This window comes from Pseudomonas petrae (assembly GCF_021728295.1).
In the GTDB taxonomy this organism is placed as follows: Bacteria; Pseudomonadota; Gammaproteobacteria; order Pseudomonadales; family Pseudomonadaceae; genus Aquipseudomonas; species Aquipseudomonas petrae.
In genome coordinates, this window is the sequence record NZ_JAKJXE010000011.1 from 104,888 (window position 1) to 123,498 (window position 18,611).

Genomic DNA, 18,611 nt, shown 5'->3' on the forward strand with positions numbered 1-18,611 from the left:
GGAAAAGGCCGCTAGGTGCGCTATAGACTTGCGGCGTAACGCCTGACGCCTTCCCGGCTAAAGCCGGTCCCACAACTTAGGGTTCAGCGAGCCCACTGCATGCACGCGATGCTTTTAGTGGGACCGGCTTCAGCCGGGAAGAGGCCGCTGGGTGCGCTATAGACTTGCGGCGCAACGCCTGACGCCTTCCCGGCTAAAGCCGGTCCCACAATTTAGGTTTCAGCGAGCCCACTGCATGCACGCGATGCTTTTAGTGGGACCGGCTTTAGCCGGGAAGAGGCCGCTGGGTGCGCTATAGACTTGCGGCGCAACGCCTGACGCCTTCCCGGCTAAAGCCGGTCCCACAATTTAGGGTTCAGCGAGCCCACTGCATGCACGCGATGCTTTTAGTGGGACCGGCTTCAGCCGGGAAGAAGCCGCTGGGTGCACTGTAGATTTGCGGTGTAGCACCTGACGCTTTCCCGGCTAAAGCCGGTCCCACAATTTAGAGATCAGCGAGCCCACTGCATGCACGCGATGCTTTTAGTGGGACCGGCTTCAGCCGGGAAAAGGCCGCTGGGTGCGCTATAGACTTGCGGCGTAACGCCTGACGCCTTCCCGGCTAAAGCCGGTACCACAATTTAGGGTTCAGCGAGCCCACTGCATGCACGCGATGCTTTTAGTGGGACCGGCTTCAGCCGGGAAGAGGCCGCTGGGTGCGCTATAGACTTGCGGCGTAACGCCTGACGCCTTGCCGGCTAAAGCCGGTCCCACAATTTAGGGTTCAGCAAGCCCGCTGCATGCACGCGATGCTTTTAGTGGGACCGGCTTCAGCCGGGAAGAAGCCGCTGGGTGCACTGTAGATTTGCGGTGTAGCACCTGACGCTTTCCCGGCTAAAGCCGGTCCCACAATTTAGGGTTCAGCGAGCCCACTGCATGCACGCGATGCTTTTAGTGGGACCGGCTTCAGCCGGGAAGAGGCCGCTAGGTGCGCTATAAACTTGCGGCGTAACGCCTGACGCCTTCCCGGCTAAAGCCGGTCCCACAATTTAGAGATCAGCGAGCCCAAAGACCGTCCATGTACCCAGCTGTACAAATGCCGGCGAGCTGAAGAGCAACCTTGTCGCTGCTTTAGGGCGTGCATCACTTTGGTTACTCGGCGCCTTCGGATGCGCGAATAGCGTGCAAAAAGTGCTCACCAAACATTCAACTCCGAAAGGCGATTCGAACCTCAGCTCAATGAAGGCAGTGAAATGGCGCGGTCCACAAGGCCCTAAACCCGGCGCCTGCAAGACATTACGAATATTCCTACGGACATTTCCTAAAACTGGCACGCACGCTGCAATAGGTTATACATCACCAGTTTTGGGGACCTTGGTACAGGCAGGCCGGGGATTCCCCTCTTTTATTCCTCTCGGAGACTGACCTCCAGTCTCCAGCGCCCGTCCTGGGTTGCACCGCGCCAGTCGCCGTGCAGAGGACGGGCCGCCAGCAGGTTCAGCAACAATCCCTTATCGCTTCGTTGCACCCTCCAGCGCACGTCTTTGCCGTTGAGCTTCAGCTCGCCTTTCTGCGCCTGACCCTGGGCGTTGAACAGCAACGCCACCGCGCCATCGATGTGTTCGCCATGGAGCTGCGGCTCGCGGTTGAACCACACGGCAACGCCGTCAGGTAACGCTTCAATGCTTTGCAGCTGAATGGGGTCCGGGGTCGTCACGCGGCCGATCATCAGCCCGACCATCACACCAACGATCGCCACCGAGCCCAGAAACTTGAGCCATAGCTTCGGTCTGGGGTCTTCTTCAGGGGTAGAATGCATCCCGTCCTTTCGTTCGGAGCCGTGCATGTTTCACGTGATCCTTTTTCAACCAGAAATTCCGCCGAATACCGGCAACATCATCAGGCTCTGCGCCAACAGCGGCTGCAGCCTGCATTTGATCGAGCCGCTGGGCTTCGAGCTGGATGACAAGCGCCTGCGTCGAGCCGGCCTTGATTACCACGAATACGCCACGCTGCATCGTCACGCCGACCTGCCGAGCTGCCTTGAAAGCATCGGCCATCCGCGGCTGTTCGCTTTTACCACAAAGGGCTCGCGGGTTTTCCACGATGCGCAGTTCGAGGAGGGTGATGCGTTCCTCTTCGGCCCGGAAAGCCGAGGCCTCCCGCCGGAGGTGCTGGACCCGTTGTCAAGCGACCAACGCCTGCGCCTGCCGATGCGCGAAGGCTGCCGCAGTCTGAATCTGTCGAATACTGTGGCGGTTGCAGTGTATGAGGGTTGGCGGCAGTTGGGGTTCCGATAGATGGTCAAGCCCTCGGCTAAACCGGGGGCTCGCACGATAGCTATAAAACACTCAGGCCGGGGTGCCTGTAACTTTCAACTTCCGCATTTCGGAATAGTACTCTTTGTATTCACCCCCTTGCCCAAAACTCCATCTGCACCCGACGAATACTTCCTCACCTATTAAGTCGCGCAAATATCTCTTTGCCATTGTGATATTTAACGCCCCCCGGCTCCTGCCAGAATTCTCATAAAACGCCACAGGCGTTACCGAGAAAGTCAAATTGCCGGCGACTATCACTGGGGCTACGGTACCCGATCTACCGCCAGGTGCTTCCTGACTAAAAACCAGATACGTTTGAGTCGTCGCGTCCAGATCGAACTCCGCCTTGTCAGGAACAATGTTGGCGCACTTCAAAGGAGGCAGTTGGTCATTTATCAACAATATTACTCTATCTACCCCATAGGCCTTAAAACTTCCCTCAACCACCTTGGCTCTGAAGGTTGTAACCTTGTTGATTAACGAGGTAGTCTTCTCCTTGCTGAGCTCAAGTGCGATATCCTCGGTGAGTACACTAATTGCTGTATCTGTGTCTTCAATCGCGAACTCATGCGGGTCGGCGACAAAGCTGTCACCTGAGTCTGGCTGGAACTCAACGCTCACTTTCCCTCGAGGATGATTAACTAACGACTCACCCTTCAACCAACCAAAACTCAGCTTTCCTTCCTGTAGGCTCTGATAGTTAATATGGCCTGTATTTGTATAAAACTGAAAACCTGGATTACTGCACTCACCTACGTTACCGTCAACCGCGCCATCTCTCTCACTGTTCATAACCGTTCATCCATGTGACTGTTTAGGGGGGGCAGAAAAACCCTGCCCTCCCTAATAGTAAAAGAGGTCATCAACAATACAAGCGTCCTTAAAGACCAAATCGAAATAAACCGGTCAACTGTAATTGCGACTAACCAGAAACCTGGAAACACCGTGGTAATTAATTCGAATACCTGAGAATGCCGGCAAATAGATAACCAGGCCGTCGTCATCCAGCCGAGAACAAACGCCCACAAAAAAGCGCCCATCACAGGCGCTTTTTTATTGCAGCGACAACGCTTACTGAACGGTAGGCGTTGGCGTTGGCGTTTCGCCGCTTTCCTGCATGCGTTGCAGTTCTTGCGCGTACAGGGCGTCGAAGTTCACCGGGGCCAGCATCAGCGCAGGGAACGAACCACGGACAACCAGGCTGTCGATGGTTTCGCGAGCGTACGGGAAGAGGATGTTCGGGCAGAACGCGCCCAGGGTGTGGCTCATCGAGCTGGCATCCAGGCCTTTGATCAGGAAGATACCGGCTTGCTGGACTTCAGCGATGAAGGCGATTTCGTCGCCATTCTTCACTTCGACCGACAGGGTCAGCACGACTTCGTAGAAGTCATTTTCCAGCTGCTTCTGGCGGGTGTTCAGGTCCAGGCTGACGCTCGGGGTCCATTCCTGACGGAAGATCGCCGGGCTTTTTGGCGCTTCGAACGACAGGTCGCGAACGTAGATGCGTTGCAGGGAAAACTGCGGTGCTTCTTCTTCGTTGGAAATGGCGCCGTTATTCGGTTGATCAGTCATCTCAAATCCTTGCATTGAGGTCTTGTAGGCTTCCGGGCTGTGCAAAAAACCATCGTTTCCACATCCCGGTTCGAATTCAGGCGCTCAGCAGCTTATCCAGCTTGCCGGCGCGCTCCAGAGCGAACAGGTCATCGCAACCGCCAACATGGACCGAGCCGATCCAGATCTGCGGAACCGAGGTACGCCCGGATTTCTTGGTCATTTCAGCGCGAATCTGTGGCTTGCCGTCGACCTTGATCTCTTGGAAGCCAACGCCCTTGCCCGCCAGCAGCGACTTGGCGCGGGAGCAATATGGGCAATAATCGCTGGAATAGACGACGACGTCGGTCATTTCACTTCACCAGCGGCAGGTTGTCACCGCGCCACGACGAAATACCACCGGACAGCTTGGCGGCGTTGAAGCCCGCTTTCAGCAGTTCGCGTGCGGTATGGCCGGCGTGCTGGCCGGCGGCGTCAACGATGATCAGGGTTTTAGGCTTGAATTTCTCCAGCTCCGCAGTGCGGGTCAGGATTTTGTCCTGGGGGAAATTCACGGCGCCGACGATGTGGCCGGCAGTGAAATCTTTCTTGGCGCGGACGTCGATGACAACGGCTTCATCGCGGTTGACCAGGGTGGTCAGTTCGCCGGTGCTCAGGCTGCGGCCACCTTTGCTAAGCTCCGTTGCGATCAGCAGGCCCAGCAGGATGACGAAAGCACCCGTCAGCAAATAGTGATTCGTGGCAAATTCAATCAGGTGAGCAACCATCATCAGGTTCCAGGGCGTTAAAATGTCGGCCAGTATACACAGCCCCCAAGGTGGGCCAAAGCCCGTACGGCAGTGACGCCGTTTAGCTTGTCGCTGATTTGAACTTGTCCCTAAACTGTCGATCTTTTTTCTACTTCACCTATTAGCCAAGAGTGGGATTTATGACTACCACGCCTAAACCTTTGGTTCTGATCATCCTGGACGGCTTCGGTCACAGCGACAGCCACCACGGCAACGCGGTCTACGCAGCGAAGATGCCGGCCTTCGATCGCTTGTACCAGACCATGCCAAACGGCTTGATCTCAGGGTCCGGCATGGATGTCGGTCTGCCTGACGGGCAGATGGGCAACTCCGAAGTCGGCCATATGAACCTGGGTGCCGGCCGCGTGGTGTATCAGGACTTCACCCGCGTGACCAAAGCGATCCGCGACGGCGAGTTTTTCGAAAACCCCGCCATCTGTAAAGCAGTCGATCAAGCGGTCGGCGCCGGCAAGGCCGTGCATATCCTCGGCCTGTTGTCCGACGGCGGCGTTCACAGCCATGAAGATCACCTGGTAGCGATGGTCGAGCTGGCCGCCAAGCGCGGCGCCGACAAGATCTACCTGCACGCCTTCCTAGATGGCCGCGACACGCCACCGCGCAGCGCCCATCAATACCTTGAGACCATGGAAGCGGCCTACGCGCGCCTGGGCAAAGGTCGCACTGCCACGATCATTGGCCGTTACTTCGCCATGGACCGCGACAATCGCTGGGACCGGGTCGAATCCGCCTACAACCTGATCGTCGACGGCATCTCGGAATTCCACGCTGACAACGCCAAGGCCGCGCTGGACGCCGCTTATGAGCGTGGCGAAAACGACGAATTCGTCAAAGCCACCAGCATCGGCGCGCCGGTGACAGTCGAAGACGGCGATGCAGTGGTGTTCATGAATTTCCGCTCCGACCGTGCCCGCGAACTGACCCGCGTATTCGTCGAAGACGATTTCGCGGACTTCGCCCGTCGCCGTCAGGCCAAACTGGCCGGCTTCGTCACGCTGACCAAGTATGCGGCCAGCATCGACGCACCGGCGGCGTTCGAAAAAGCCGGCCTGCACAACGTGCTCGGCGAATACCTGTCGAACAACGGCAAAACGCAGCTGCGCATCGCCGAGACCGAGAAGTACGCCCACGTGACATTCTTCTTCTCGGGCGGCCGTGAAGAACCGTTTCCCGGCGAAGAACGCATCCTGATCCCTTCACCGAAAGTGGCCACTTACGACCTGCAGCCAGAAATGAGCGCGCCGGAAGTCACCGACAGAATCGTCGACGCCATCGAGCATCAGCGTTACGACGTGATCGTCGTGAACTACGCCAACGGCGACATGGTGGGCCACAGCGGGATCATGGAAGCGGCGGTCAAGGCCGTTGAATGTCTGGACGTCTGCGTCGGCCGCATTACCCAGGCGCTGGAAAAAGTCGGCGGTGAAGCGCTGATCACGGCCGACCACGGCAACGTCGAACAGATGACCAACGAGGAAACCCACCAGCCCCACACTGCGCACACCACTGAGCCGGTACCGTTCATTTATGTGGGCAAACGTGACCTGAAGGTCCGCGAAGGTGGCGTTCTGGCGGACGTTGCACCGACCATGCTCACGCTGCTCGGCATGGAAATCCCGCAAGAAATGACCGGCACGCCGATTCTGGTCGCCAAGTAAGCCCCTTGAACCGGTCCGCCAGTCTCTGGCGGGCCGGTTTTGTATGAAATCTCTGACGGCCACGTCGTCCGAGCGTTTTTTTTGCAGCCACCGCCGGGCATACTAGGCCCGTCTTCACTCCTGGTATCGCCCAACCTCATGCTTCGCGCCCTGATCACCCTCGCTTTGATTTGCCTGCTCAATCCGGCCTTCGCCGACGATGATCGCGCACAAACGCAGAAACAGCTGGATGCCACGCGTCAGGACATCACCGAACTGAAGAAAGCGCTGGGCCAGTTGCAGGAAGAAAAGTCCGGCGTCCAGAAAGACCTGCGCTCCACTGAAACTCAGATGGGCAAGCTGGAAAAGCAGGTGGAGGCCCTGCAAAAGGAACTAAAAAAGAGTGAAAGCGAGCTGCAACGGCTCGACCAGGAGAAAAAAAAACTCCAGAGCGCACGCGTTGAACAACAACGATTGATCGCCATCCAGGCCCGCGCTGCTTACCAGAGCGGCCGCCAGGAATACCTCAAATTGCTGCTCAATCAGCAGAACCCCGAAAAATTCGCCCGCACCCTCACCTATTACGATTACTTGAGCCAGGCCCGCCTGGAGCAGTTGCGCAACTTCAATGAAACCCTGCGCCAGCTGGCCGGCGTCGAGAAAGACATCGACCTGCAGCAAGCGCAACTCCTGGTGCAGAAGAGTTCGCTGGATGACCAGAAAGCCCAGCTCGATACCGTTCGCCAGGAACGTCAGGTGGCGCTGGCCAAGCTGAATCAGGACTACAAGGTTCGCGACCAGAAGCTGCAGTCGCGGCAGCAGGATCAAGCCGACCTGACCAAGGTCCTCAAGACTATCGAAGAAACCCTCGCCCGCCAGGCCCGCGAAGCCGAAGAGGCCCGTCAGAAAGCGCTGTTGGCGCAGCAAGAGGCCGAAAAACGGCAGCGCGAGCAGGAAGCGCTGGCGAAAAACCGTGCTAAAGACGATGCGAAGGACGACAGCGATGAGGCCCCTCGTCGCCCAACCAAAGCGCCCGGCGCGATGGTTTCCAGCGCCGGTCAGTCGTACGGCGGCGCTTTTGAGCAAGCGAAGGGAAAACTTCCTTGGCCGGTCGATGGTCGACTGTTGGCGCGATTCGGTGAAAGCCGTGGCGATGACGAACGCACCAAGTGGGATGGCGTGATGATCAGTGCGGCTGCAGGCAGCCAGGTCCGTGCGGTGCACGGTGGCCGGGTGGTGTTCGCCGACTGGTTGCGCGGCGCCGGGCTTCTGGTCATTCTCGACCACGGCAATGGTTATTTGAGTCTGTACGGTCACAACCAGAGCCTGTTGAAAGAGGCCGGTGACGTCGTAAAAGCCGGAGAAGCGATCTCCACTGTTGGTAACAGTGGTGGTGGTCAGGACACTCCGGCGTTGTATTTCGCTATTCGTCAGCAGGGTCGCCCTAGTGATCCGGCCCAATGGTGTCGCACTCAAGGATAAGTCGACACCTCACTCAGGAGTTCGTAAGACATGCTGTTTTCGTCCCGCCTCACCTCGCTGGCCCTGACTATCGCCGTGGTTATCGGCGCGCCTCTTGCCCAGGCTGCCGGCGCCGCACCTGCTGCTGCGCCCGCCGCCACTGCGCCCGCCAACGCCGCGAACGTCAAGGCGCCGCTGCCGCTCGACGAGCTGCGCACCTTCGCCGAGGTCATGGACCGGATCAAAGCCGCGTACGTCGAACCCGTGGATGACAAGACCCTGCTGGAAAACGCCATCAAGGGCATGCTCAGCAATCTCGATCCGCACTCCGCTTATCTGGGCCCGGAAGATTTCCAGGAACTGCAGGAAAGCACCAGCGGCGAGTTCGGCGGGCTGGGTATCGAAGTGGGCGTCGAAGACGGCTTTGTAAAAGTCGTCTCCCCCATCGATGACACCCCTGCGTCCAAGGCCGGCATCGAGGCAGGTGATTTGATCGTGAAGATCAACGGCACGCCGACCCAAGGCCAGACGATGCAGGAAGCCGTGGACAAGATGCGCGGCAAGATCGGCGAGAAAATCACGCTCACCCTGGTCCGTGACGGCGGCACCCCGTTCGACGTGACGCTGGCGCGCGCGACCATTCAGGTCAAGAGCGTGAAAGCGCAGATGCTGGAGCCGGGTTACGGCTACATCCGCATCACCCAGTTCCAGGTCAAGACCGGTGAGGAAGTCGGCAAGGCCCTGGCCAAGCTGCGCAAGGACAACGGCAAGAAGATGAGCGGCCTGATCCTCGACCTGCGCAACAACCCAGGCGGTGTGTTGCAGGCGGCAGTTGAAGTGGCTGACCACTTCCTGACCAAGGGGCTGATCGTTTACACCAAAGGGCGCATCGCCAACTCCGAGCTGCGCTTCTCGGCAGACCCGGCCGACGCCAGCGAGGGCGTGCCTCTCGTTGTGCTGATCAACGGCGGCAGCGCCTCGGCGTCGGAGATCGTCGCCGGCGCCTTGCAAGACCAGAAGCGCGGCATCCTGATGGGCACCGATACGTTCGGCAAAGGCTCGGTGCAGACCGTTCTGCCGCTGGCCAACGACCGCGCGCTGAAGATCACCACGGCGTTGTATTACACGCCGAACGGACGTTCGATTCAGGCCCAGGGCATCAACCCGGACATCGAGGTCAAACGCGCCAAGCTGACCGCCGAAGCCGATGGCGACAACTACAAAGAGGCCGATCTGCTCGGTCACTTGGGCAACGGCAACGGCGGCGCGGACAAACCGACCACCAAGGCCAAGGCTGGCAAGGCACGTCCGCAGGACGACGACTACCAGATGAACCAGGGCCTCAGCTTGCTCAAGGGTTTGAGTGTCACGCGCGGCAATTGAGATGCGCGTCTGGTTGACCGGGCTCATCTGCGCCCTTGCCGTCACAACGGGTGCTGCACACGCAGCGCCCGCCGAATCTTCGGCGACCGGCGGCAAGGCGCCGAAGGTCGCCTATCTCAGTCTGATCATCGACGATCTCGGACAAAATCCTGAACGGGACAGCCGCGCGCTGGCCCTTCCCGGCCCCGTGACGCTGGCAATCATGCCCGACACGCCCCACGCCACCGAGTTTGCCCGTCAGGCGCACAAGGCTGGCAAGACGGTCATGCTGCACATGCCCATGGACCCGGCGACCGGGCCGTACGCCTGGCATCCCGAACTGCCGCTGCCCGAACTCGAATCGCGCCTGAACGCCGCGCTGCTGAAAGTCCCCTATGCCGCTGGCATCAACAATCACATGGGCAGCCGCATGACGGCCGAGCCGGTGGCCATGGGCTGGCTGGTGGGCGAGCTGCAGCGACGCCATCTGTTTCTGGTCGACAGCCGCACCAGCGCCAAAACCGTCGCGGCGGCCGAAGCGCAGAAGATTGGGCTGGCCAGTGTTTCCAGGGATGTCTTCCTCGACGACGAGCGCACTGCGGAGGCCATCAGCGGCCAATTGCAGACGGCGATCAAACTGGCTCACAAACAGGGCTCTGCGGTGATGATCGGTCACCCCTATCCGGTGACGCTGGATGTGCTGGAGCGCGAATTGCCCAAGCTTAAAGCTCAAGGCATCGACTGGATTGAGTTGCGCCACATGATCAGCATTCGCGGCAACGAAGCGATGGCCGGGCATGGCAAGAATGGGTTTTATCGCTAGGCCGAAGGCGCTTCGCTAGAGGTCGTTAGAGGTATTTGGCGAAAATCGAATCGACCACGCCTTCTTTGCGCAGTCGATCCAGCGCGCCTTGCAGCCGGGTGACCACCGCGTCGGGTGTGTCTTTGTTGAGGGCCAGAAACAGTTCAGCGCTGTTAAAGCGCAACACGGTTTTCAATCCCGTGATGCCTTCCTGCCGCGCCAGGTACCGCCCCGCCGGATCGCCGGTGGCCCACAGATCGAGCTGACCGTCGACCAGTTTCCTGGCGTTGTCCTTGTCGCTGAGCACCGTGATCGGCTTAATGCCCTGACGCGCAAGCTCCACCGCAATGGCGTCGCCCTTGTAGGCGCCGATTCGGTAAGACCGGGCGGCCTCAAGCGTACTCAGCTGGATTGGGCTGTTAGCCCGCGCCAGCAGAATCCAGTCATCCGGGCCGATCGGTCCGACCCACTTGAAGAGCTTTTCGCGCTCGGGCAATCGCGCGGTCACGAACACGCCGTAACCGGGATTTTCCAGCGCCAGTTTGTAGATGCGATCCCAGGGGAAGCGCAGGGTCAGGTTGTAGCCGATACCGGCGCGCTTGAAGGTCTCGCGCACCACCTCAACCGCAATGCCCTTGATGTTGGCTTCCTGGGCGAAATTCTTGCCGTCGGTAGCCATGTTGTAAGGGGGGAAGTTTTCGGTCAGCAGCACCATTGAATAGGCTGGCGTATCGTCGGCCCGGACGGCTCCTGACAGCAATGTCGCGACGCTGACCAGTGCGAGAAAAACACCTTTGAACATATCCCTGGCACCTGATCCTGACGACGGCAAAAGAGTGCCGCTAACGGCCTGCAAAGTCCAGTTCGGCGGTGGGGATGATCGTGTTCAGCGCGGACGTGCCTCGTCGCTCCGGACCACGCAGCCGTTTAGCGAACCACAATCCCCTGCTTCGCCATGAACGCCTTGGCTTCCGGCACGGTGTATTCGCCGAAGTGAAAAATACTCGCCGCCAGCACCGCGCTGGCATGACCCTCCAGCACGCCATCTGCCAGATGCTGCAGATTGCCGACGCCACCGGAAGCAATGACCGGGATGCCGAGGGCATCGCTGATCGCCCGGGTCACGCCCAGGTCGAAGCCGTTCTTCATGCCGTCCTGATCCATGCTGGTCAACAGAATTTCGCCGGCACCGAGGTCTTCCATCTTCCTGGCCCACATCACCGCGTCCAGGCCAGTCGGCTTGCGACCGCCGTGGGTGAAGATTTCCCAGCGTGGGGTTTCGCCGGGCAGCGAGACCTTCTTGGCATCGATGGCAACGACAATGCACTGCGAGCCGAAGCGGGCAGCAGCTTCACCGACGAACTCGGGGTTGAACACCGCGGCGGTATTGATCGAGACCTTGTCTGCACCGGCGTTCAACAGGTTTCGAATATCCTGAACGGTGCGCACGCCGCCACCCACCGTCAGCGGGATGAACACCTGACTGGCCATGCGCTCGACAGTGTGCAGCGTTGTGTCGCGGCCATCGACGCTGGCGGTGATGTCGAGGAAGGTAATCTCATCGGCACCCTGCTCGTCATAACGCCGGGCGATCTCGACCGGATCACCGGCGTCGCGGATGTTCTCGAACTTCACGCCCTTGACCACACGGCCGTTGTCGACGTCGAGGCAAGGGATGATGCGTTTGGCGAGGGCCATGAGGGTCAATCTCCGAAATATTGGCCACCTGTAGGAGCGCGCTTGCCCGCGATTGCGTCAGCAGCCCCTCTATTTTGAGCGCCTGACACACCGCTATCGCGGGCAAGCGCGCTCCTACAAATCAGACCGAGTACTGATCACAAAACGCCTGGGCCTCGGCCACATCCAGCGTGCCTTCATAGATCGCGCGACCGGTGATTGCGCCGATGATGCCCGGTGCCTTTGCGTCGAGCAGCGCCTTGATGTCGCCCAGGTTATGAATGCCGCCCGAGGCGATCACCGGAATGCGGGTCGCGGCGGCCAGCGCGGCGGTGAACGGGACGTTGCAGCCCTGCATCATCCCGTCTTTGGCGATATCGGTATAAACGATGGCAGAGACGCCGTCGGCTTCAAAGCGCTTGGCGAGATCGATCACCTGCACCGTGCTGACCTCAGCCCAGCCGTCGGTGGCGACGAAGCCGTCTTTGGCATCCAGGCCCACAATCACTTTGCCCGGGAACGCGCGGCAGGCTTCGGCGACGAAGTCAGGGTCCTTGACCGCCTTGGTGCCAATGATCACGTAACTCACGCCGGCTTTGACGTAGTGCTCGATGGTTTCCAGCGAGCGGATCCCGCCGCCGATCTGAATCGGGAGATTGGGGTAACGACGCGCAATCGCCGTCACGACGTCACCATTGACCGGCTGACCCTCGAACGCGCCGTTCAGGTCCACCAGATGCAAGCGACGGCAGCCGCCCTCGACCCATTTGGCAGCCATGCTTACCGGATCATCGGAGAACACGGTGGAATCTTCCATCCGGCCCTGGCGCAGACGCACGCAGGCGCCGTCTTTAAGGTCGATCGCGGGAATAATGAGCATTCTGTTTCCTTCGTCAAAAGAGCTGCCAGCTGCAAGTGGCATCTCTACTAATTCTTGCAGCTTGAGGCTTGAAGCTTCTAGCTGCTCTTCTCCAACGCCCACAAGTCGCTTTCGATGCTTTCGAAACGCTCCTTGAGGTGCGTCTGAACATCGAAGATCGCCCGGTTGTAGTAATGCGGCGCGATCTCGCGGGTGAACAATTCCAGAATTTCAGCCGCTTCGAACGAACCCAGCTCCAGCTCGAAACGGTCTTCCATGAACCGCTTGATCGTGTGGCACGCCTCGCTCTCCTGCTCGGGAGTGAGGGTCAGAATCGGCGGTTTGGTCTTCTTGCTCATTACCTACGGCCGTCCCACGCCGCGAAGTTCTGCAGCAACTGCAGGCCATGGGTGTGGCTCTTCTCGGGGTGGAATTGCACGGCGAAGCGCGAGCCATCAGCCAATGCGGCGGCGAAGTCACGACCGTAGTGGCCGCGACCGACGATCTGCTGCTGGTTCGGCGATTCGATGTAGTAGCTGTGTACGAAATAGAACCGCGCCATGTCCGGAATGTTGGCCCACAGCGGGTGATCCACGGCCTGCGCCACTTCGTTCCAGCCCATGTGCGGGACTTTCAGGTGCTCGCCGTCTTCGTGAAGATCCTTGCCGAAGAAGCGCACCTGACCGGGCAATACGCCGATGCAATCGACGCCGCCACTCTCTTCGCTGCGCTCCATCAGCGCCTGCATGCCTACGCATATGCCGAGAAACGGACGGTCCTGACTGACTTCACGCACCAGGGTATCGAAGCCCAGGCGGCGAATTTCCGCCATGCAGTCGCGAATCGCGCCGACACCGGGAAACACGACACGGTCAGCTTCACGGATGACGTCGGCATCGCTGGTGATCAGCACGCGACCTGCGCCGACGTGCTCCAGCGCTTTGGCCACCGAGTGCAGATTGCCCATGCCATAGTCGATTACGGCAACGGTCTGCATTACAGCACGCCTTTGGTCGACGGCATCTGGCCAGCCATGCGGTCGTCGAGCTCTACTGCCATACGTAATGCACGGCCGAACGCCTTGAAGACGGTTTCGATCTGGTGGTGGGTGTTGTGGCCGCGCAGGTTGTCGATGTGCAGCGTGACATTGGCGTGGTTGACGAAGCCCTGGAAGAACTCCTGGAACAGGTCCACATCAAAGCCGCCCACGGTAGCGCGGGTGTACGGGACGTGCATTTGCAGGCCAGGCCGACCGGAGAAGTCGATGACCACGCGCGACAGCGCTTCATCCAGCGGGACGTAGGCGTGGCCGTAGCGACGGATGCCCTTTTTGTCGCCGATGGCTTTGCTGAACGCCTGACCCAGCGTGATGCCGACGTCTTCCACGGTGTGGTGATCGTCGATATGCAGGTCGCCTTTGCATTCGATGTCCAGATCGATCAGCCCGTGACGGGCGATCTGGTCGAGCATGTGTTCAAGAAAAGGAACGCCGATATCGAATCGGGACTTTCCTGTGCCATCCAGGTTGATCGAGGCTTTGATCTGGGTTTCCAGGGTGTCGCGCTCGACGAACACCATACGTTCGGCCATCACCAGCTCCGCAAAATCATTGGGCGAAAAGGCGGCCATTATAGGCGTGTGGCGGGGAAACAGAAACATGAAGCGAGCAATGCCAGACCGAGGGGAATGCGGGGCCACATGCGTTAGACATGTGCGTACAAGCCAGTACAAGCCGCCGCCAAACTGTAGGAGCGCGCTTGCCCGCGATGACGGTGTGCCAGGCAATACATGCGTGGCAGACGAATCGCAATCGCGGGCAAGCGCGCTCCTACAAGGTGCGGGGTCGGTCTGACGATGGTCAGGCCGACACCGCCAGGGTTTTAGTGAAACAACACCGCAGTTTTCTGCAGAGTGATCCACACGCCCCACGCCAACGGAATGCCTACTGCCAGCCAGGCCAGAATCGCCAGTGGCTTGGTGCCTGGGTCCGCTCTCCATTCCAGCGAAGTGCTGTGATCAGCGCCGGCATCGTGACCGATGGCTTGTTCAGCCTTCAATTGCTCGTCGGTCATGAAGTATTTGTCGGCCACCGGACGCACCAGCAGGTTGCAGATGAAGCCCAGCACCAGCAGACCCGCGAGGATGTACAAGGTGATGTCGTAAGCATCGGCGCGTGCAACGCCGTGGCTCAGTTGGTACTCACGCAGGTAGTTCACGAGCACAGGGCCAAGCACGCCAGCGGCAGCCCAGGCGGTCAGCAGGCGACCGTGGATCGCGCCCACCATTTGCGTACCGAACAGGTCGGCCAGGTAAGCCGGAACGGTCGCGAAACCGCCGCCGTACATCGACAGCACGACGCAGAACGCCGCCACGAACAGCGCAACGCTGCCCAAGTGACCCAGGGTCGGTACCGACGCGTAGAGCAGGAAGCCCAGCGCGAAGAAAACGAAGTAGGTGGCTTTACGGCCGATGTAGTCCGAGAACGATGCCCAGAAGAAACGACCGCCGATGTTGAACAAGCTCAGCAGACCGGTGAAGCCCGCTGCGATGGCCGCGATGGCCGCCAGTTGCGAGGGCTCCAGCTGGTTGAAGGCTTGATCGGTGCCCAGCAGCTTGCCACCGAACACTTCCTGCAGCAGGGGCGAAGCCATGCCAAGGATACCGATACCTGCCGAAACGTTCAGGCACAGCACCAGCCAGACCAGACGGAATTGTGGAGTCTTCCACGCAACGCTAACGTGCACGTGGCGGTTGGTGATCATCGCGCTGTTGGCTTTCTTCGCCGGAGCGGTCCAGCCTTCAGGTTTCCAGCCGGTCGGCGGAACGCGATAGGACAGTGCGCCGCCGATCATGAAGACGAAGTAAATCACCGCCATGACCACGAAGCTCTGCCAGACACCAACGCTGTCAGGCGTGGCGAAGTGGCTCATCAGTGCGGTTGCCAGCGGAGCGCCTACCATCGCGCCACCGCCGAAACCCATGATCGCCATGCCGGTCGCCATGCCGCGCTTGTCCGGGAACCACTTGATCAGCGTCGAGACCGGCGAGATATAACCCAGGCCAAGACCGATACCGCCGATCACGCCCGAGCCGATCCACATCAGCCAGATCTGGTGCGTATAAACGCCCAGCGCCGAGATCAGCAGACCACCACACCAGCACAGTGCCGATACAACACCGGCCTTGCGCGGGCCTGCGTGTTCCAGCCAGCCGCCCCAGATGGCTGCGGAGCAACCCAGGAAAATGAAGAACAGGGTGTAGATCCAGCCGAGCATGGAGATCGGCCAATCACAGCTGGACGAAATGACTTGCTCGAAGAAACCCATGTCAGCCGGGCAGGCGACAGCGGTCTTGATGCCGACTGCCTTGGACAGCGGCAGCCAGAACACCGAGAAGCCGTAGGCCATGCCGATACACAGGTGGATTGCCAATGCAGCTGGCGGAACCAGCCAACGGTTGAAACCGCTTTTGGCGATAATGCGCTCTTTGGACAAGAACGCAGGCTGAGCGGCAGTACCGCCCAGAGCAGTGCTCGTAGTCATTTTATTGTTGCCCCCAATTTATAGTTGTATCCCGCAAGAACAGCGACATCGCTCCGCCACCACTCTTAAAGCACGCAGGCCTCGGTGGTTTATCGGCAGAACATCTCTTTACGTGACAATTCGACGCAGCAAGGCTGGCGAGTGGCGCGAGATTACCATTTGCCGCTGAAAAGAAAGCACTCTGCTACTACCTTTTTCGTGCCGTCTGTCACCGTACAGGACGCCTGCCGATTCGATCGGCGACGTCGGTGGCGATCCAAAACCCGGTGCTTGCGTGAGAACGCTATACTCGCGGGCTAAATTTTGAACGACTCGACACAAGGACTCGCCCATGAAAGCGTTCGGCAAAATCCTGGGGCTCACCCTTCTCGGGCTGTTGCTGATCATCGTGGCTCTTGGCTTTGCCCTGACCCATCTGTTTGATCCCAACGACTACAAAGACGAGATTCGAAAACTGGTTCGCGATCGCGCCCATGTCGAGCTGACGCTCAATGGCGACATCGGCTGGAGCCTGTTTCCGTGGCTGGGCCTGGAGCTGCACGACGCCAGCGTCGCCACCTTGAGCGAGCCTTCAAAACCCTTCGCCGACCTGCAAATGCTTGGGCTGTCCGTGCGCGTGCTGCCGCTGTTGCGCAAGGAAGTGCAGATGAGCGACGTGCGGGTCGAGGGCCTGAACCTGACGCTGACCCGCGACGAAAACGGCCACGGCAACTGGGAAGACATCGGCAAGGTGCCGACTGCCCCAGTCAATCCTGCCCAGCCGCCGGCCACGCCGAATGCGCCGGCCGATACCGCGTCGGCCAAGCCCGACAAGCCGTGGCAGCCGCTCAAGCTGGACATCGACAGCCTGACCGTGAACAACGCGCGCATCGATTTCAACGATATTCCCAAGGCCCGGCAGTTCACCGCCGAGAGCATCCAGCTGAGCACCGGCCCGATCCACAACGCGACCGATATCCCGCTGAAACTGACCGCGTTCCTCAGCACCAATCAACCCGTCGTGCGCACCAAAACCGAACTGACCGGCAAGCTGCGTTTCGACCGCGCACTCAAGCGTTATCAGCTTGATGACATGCGCTTCTCCGGCGATGTGACGGGCGATCCGCTGCAGGGCAAGACGCTGACGTTCTCGGCCCAGGGCCAGTTGCTGGCAGACATGTCCGCCAACGTGGCGGAATGGACCAATCTGAAGCTGTCCGCCAACCAACTGCGCGCCATCGGCGAGCTGCATGTGCGTGATCTGGACAAGACCCCGCAGCTCACGGGCGGCATTTCGATTGCCCAGTTCAACCTGCGCGACTTCCTCGACAACATCGGCCAGCCTGCGCCGACCCTTGGCGATGGCAGCCTGAACAAACTGGAACTGGTCACCCGCATCGCGGCAACGCCCAACAGCGTCTCGCTGGATGACCTCACGGTGAAACTCGACGACAGCACCATCACCGGCCACGTCGCGGTGGAAGACTTCGCCAAGCAGTCCCTTCGTCTTCAACTCAAGGCTGATACGTTCAACGCCGACCGTTATCGCATGCCCGAGGGCGAACAAGCCAAGGGCGCGGGCGCTGCTCGCAGAGCCGAAGTTCAGGGCGCCGAGGCCGAAGCCATGGTGGCCTCGGGCACCTCGCCACTGCCGAACCAGCCGACCCAAGGTGCATGGAGTGACGCGAAGCTGCTGCCGCTCGAGCGCCTGCGCAAACTGGATGTCGACGCTGATCTGAGCTTCGGCAAGCTGACCCTTGAAAAACTGCCGATCCAGAATGCGGCGCTGAAGACTTCAGCGCTCGATGGCGTGATCACGGTCAACAGCCTGCGCGGCGATTTGTACAACGGCAATTTCGAGGTCAAAGGCGATCTCGACGCGCGCCCCGAAATGCCATTGGCGAGCGTTCAGACGCGCATTGCCAAGGTGCCGGTGGAGCATTTCATTCAGAGCCAGGGCACCACGCCGCCTCTGCGCGGCCTGCTCAACCTCAACAGCGATGTGACCGCCAAAGGCAATAGCGAGAAGGCGCTGGTCGAGAGCCTTAACGGTACCGCCAGTTTTGCGCTGAACGACGGCGTGCTGGTCAACGCCAACCTCGAACAGCAGCTCTGCCGTGGCATCTCGACGCTCAACCGCAAGAGCTTGAGTGGCGAGCCACGCGGCAAGGACACGCCGTTCCAGCAGTTGAATGGCAACCTGGTGTTCCGCAATGGCGTGGCCAGCAACCCGGACCTGAAAGTCCGCACGCCGGGCCTGACCGTCAACGGCGATGGCGACATCGACCTGCGCGTCATGGGCATGAACTACCGCGTTGGCGTGATTATCGAAGGCGACAAGGGCGACATGCCGGACCCCGCCTGCGAGGTGAACTCGCGCTTTGTCGGCATCGAATGGCCATTGCTCTGCCGTGGCCCGCTGGAAATGGGCGCCAAGGCCTGTCGTCTGGATAACGACGGCCTGGGCAAGGTCGCCACGAAGCTGGCAGGCGACCGGATTGGCGACAAGATCGATGAAAAGCTGGGGGACAAGGTCAGTCCCGAGCTCAAGGATGCGATCAAGGGATTGTTCAAGCGTTAACTTCGACGGGACAGCGCGCCGCAAGTAGCTGTAGGAGCTGGCGGAGGTTACGAC

The 18,611-nt window shown here is 59.9% G+C and carries 18 protein-coding genes; 6 read left to right on the forward strand and 12 right to left on the reverse strand.

Going from position 1 to position 18,611, the window contains the following annotated elements; translation table 11 throughout:
* Positions 1-1,384 precede the first annotated feature (1,384 nt).
* Positions 1,385-1,825 (reverse strand): hypothetical protein, encoded by a 441-nt coding sequence (locus L4G42_RS19280; RefSeq protein ID WP_237253305.1) that lies wholly within the window; start codon positions 1,823-1,825, stop codon positions 1,385-1,387.
* Here L4G42_RS19280 and L4G42_RS19285 point away from each other — a divergent pair.
* Positions 1,824-2,279, forward strand: coding sequence for a tRNA (cytidine(34)-2'-O)-methyltransferase (locus L4G42_RS19285; protein WP_065987374.1), 456 nt, complete (start codon positions 1,824-1,826; stop codon positions 2,277-2,279). The genes L4G42_RS19280 and L4G42_RS19285 overlap by 2 nt on opposite strands.
* Before the next feature lie 51 nt (positions 2,280-2,330).
* On the opposite strand, the gene L4G42_RS19290 is transcribed toward L4G42_RS19285, so the two are convergent.
* The 4 genes from L4G42_RS19290 to L4G42_RS19305 form a co-directional block, all read right to left on the reverse strand.
* Positions 2,331-3,092, reverse strand: a complete 762-nt coding sequence (locus tag L4G42_RS19290; RefSeq protein WP_237259205.1) for a hypothetical protein — start codon at positions 3,090-3,092, stop codon at positions 2,331-2,333.
* A gap of 279 nt (positions 3,093-3,371) precedes the next feature.
* A complete protein-coding gene (secB, locus tag L4G42_RS19295) occupies positions 3,372-3,872 on the reverse strand; it encodes a protein-export chaperone SecB (protein WP_237253307.1) in 501 nt (166 codons plus the stop codon).
* Between the two features lie 76 nt (positions 3,873-3,948).
* On the reverse strand, positions 3,949-4,203 hold the full coding sequence (gene grxC / locus L4G42_RS19300; protein WP_065987377.1) for a glutaredoxin 3: 255 nt from the start codon (positions 4,201-4,203) through the stop codon (positions 3,949-3,951).
* Between the two features lies 1 nt (position 4,204).
* A complete protein-coding gene (locus tag L4G42_RS19305; protein ID WP_237253347.1) occupies positions 4,205-4,618 on the reverse strand; it encodes a rhodanese-like domain-containing protein in 414 nt (137 codons plus the stop codon).
* Between the two features lie 161 nt (positions 4,619-4,779).
* Between L4G42_RS19305 and gpmI the strand changes: the two genes are divergently transcribed.
* From gpmI to L4G42_RS19325, 4 genes are all read left to right on the forward strand, one after another.
* Positions 4,780-6,315, forward strand: coding sequence for a 2,3-bisphosphoglycerate-independent phosphoglycerate mutase (gene gpmI / locus L4G42_RS19310; RefSeq protein WP_237253308.1), 1,536 nt, complete (start codon positions 4,780-4,782; stop codon positions 6,313-6,315).
* A gap of 138 nt (positions 6,316-6,453) precedes the next feature.
* A complete protein-coding gene (locus tag L4G42_RS19315) occupies positions 6,454-7,776 on the forward strand; it encodes a murein hydrolase activator EnvC family protein (RefSeq protein WP_237253309.1) in 1,323 nt (440 codons plus the stop codon).
* A 30-nt stretch (positions 7,777-7,806) separates the two neighbouring features.
* The gene (locus L4G42_RS19320; protein ID WP_237253310.1) at positions 7,807-9,138 is read left to right on the forward strand and encodes a S41 family peptidase; all 1,332 of its coding nucleotides are present in this window, start codon (positions 7,807-7,809) and stop codon (positions 9,136-9,138) included.
* Position 9,139: 1 nt separating this feature from the next.
* Positions 9,140-9,940, forward strand: a complete 801-nt coding sequence (locus L4G42_RS19325; protein ID WP_237259206.1) for a divergent polysaccharide deacetylase family protein — start codon at positions 9,140-9,142, stop codon at positions 9,938-9,940.
* A gap of 25 nt (positions 9,941-9,965) precedes the next feature.
* Here the strand turns inward: L4G42_RS19325 and L4G42_RS19330 are convergent, their stop codons facing one another.
* The 7 genes from L4G42_RS19330 to L4G42_RS19360 form a co-directional block, all read right to left on the reverse strand.
* Positions 9,966-10,721, reverse strand: coding sequence for a substrate-binding periplasmic protein (locus tag L4G42_RS19330; RefSeq protein ID WP_237253312.1), 756 nt, complete (start codon positions 10,719-10,721; stop codon positions 9,966-9,968).
* Positions 10,722-10,846: 125 nt separating this feature from the next.
* Positions 10,847-11,617, reverse strand: a complete 771-nt coding sequence (hisF, locus tag L4G42_RS19335) for an imidazole glycerol phosphate synthase subunit HisF (RefSeq protein WP_237253313.1) — start codon at positions 11,615-11,617, stop codon at positions 10,847-10,849.
* 121 nt (positions 11,618-11,738) lie between these two features.
* Complete coding sequence (hisA, locus tag L4G42_RS19340; protein ID WP_237253314.1) at positions 11,739-12,476, reverse strand: 1-(5-phosphoribosyl)-5-[(5-phosphoribosylamino)methylideneamino]imidazole-4-carboxamide isomerase; 738 nt, start codon at positions 12,474-12,476, stop codon at positions 11,739-11,741.
* A gap of 77 nt (positions 12,477-12,553) precedes the next feature.
* Positions 12,554-12,814, reverse strand: a complete 261-nt coding sequence (locus tag L4G42_RS19345) for a DUF2164 domain-containing protein (RefSeq protein ID WP_237253315.1) — start codon at positions 12,812-12,814, stop codon at positions 12,554-12,556.
* On the reverse strand, positions 12,814-13,452 hold the full coding sequence (gene hisH, locus L4G42_RS19350; protein ID WP_237253316.1) for an imidazole glycerol phosphate synthase subunit HisH: 639 nt from the start codon (positions 13,450-13,452) through the stop codon (positions 12,814-12,816). The genes L4G42_RS19345 and hisH overlap by 1 nt, the downstream gene beginning before the upstream one ends.
* The gene (gene hisB / locus L4G42_RS19355; protein ID WP_065987388.1) at positions 13,452-14,045 is read right to left on the reverse strand and encodes an imidazoleglycerol-phosphate dehydratase HisB; all 594 of its coding nucleotides are present in this window, start codon (positions 14,043-14,045) and stop codon (positions 13,452-13,454) included. The genes hisH and hisB overlap by 1 nt, the downstream gene beginning before the upstream one ends.
* A 290-nt stretch (positions 14,046-14,335) precedes the next feature.
* Complete coding sequence (locus L4G42_RS19360) at positions 14,336-15,997, reverse strand: OFA family MFS transporter (protein WP_237253317.1); 1,662 nt, start codon at positions 15,995-15,997, stop codon at positions 14,336-14,338.
* A 331-nt stretch (positions 15,998-16,328) separates the two neighbouring features.
* On the opposite strand from L4G42_RS19360, the gene L4G42_RS19365 reads away from it, so the two are divergent.
* Positions 16,329-18,557: an AsmA family protein gene (locus L4G42_RS19365; protein WP_237253318.1), complete on the forward strand. Its 2,229-nt coding sequence runs from the start codon at positions 16,329-16,331 to the stop codon at positions 18,555-18,557.
* Positions 18,558-18,611 lie beyond the last annotated feature (54 nt).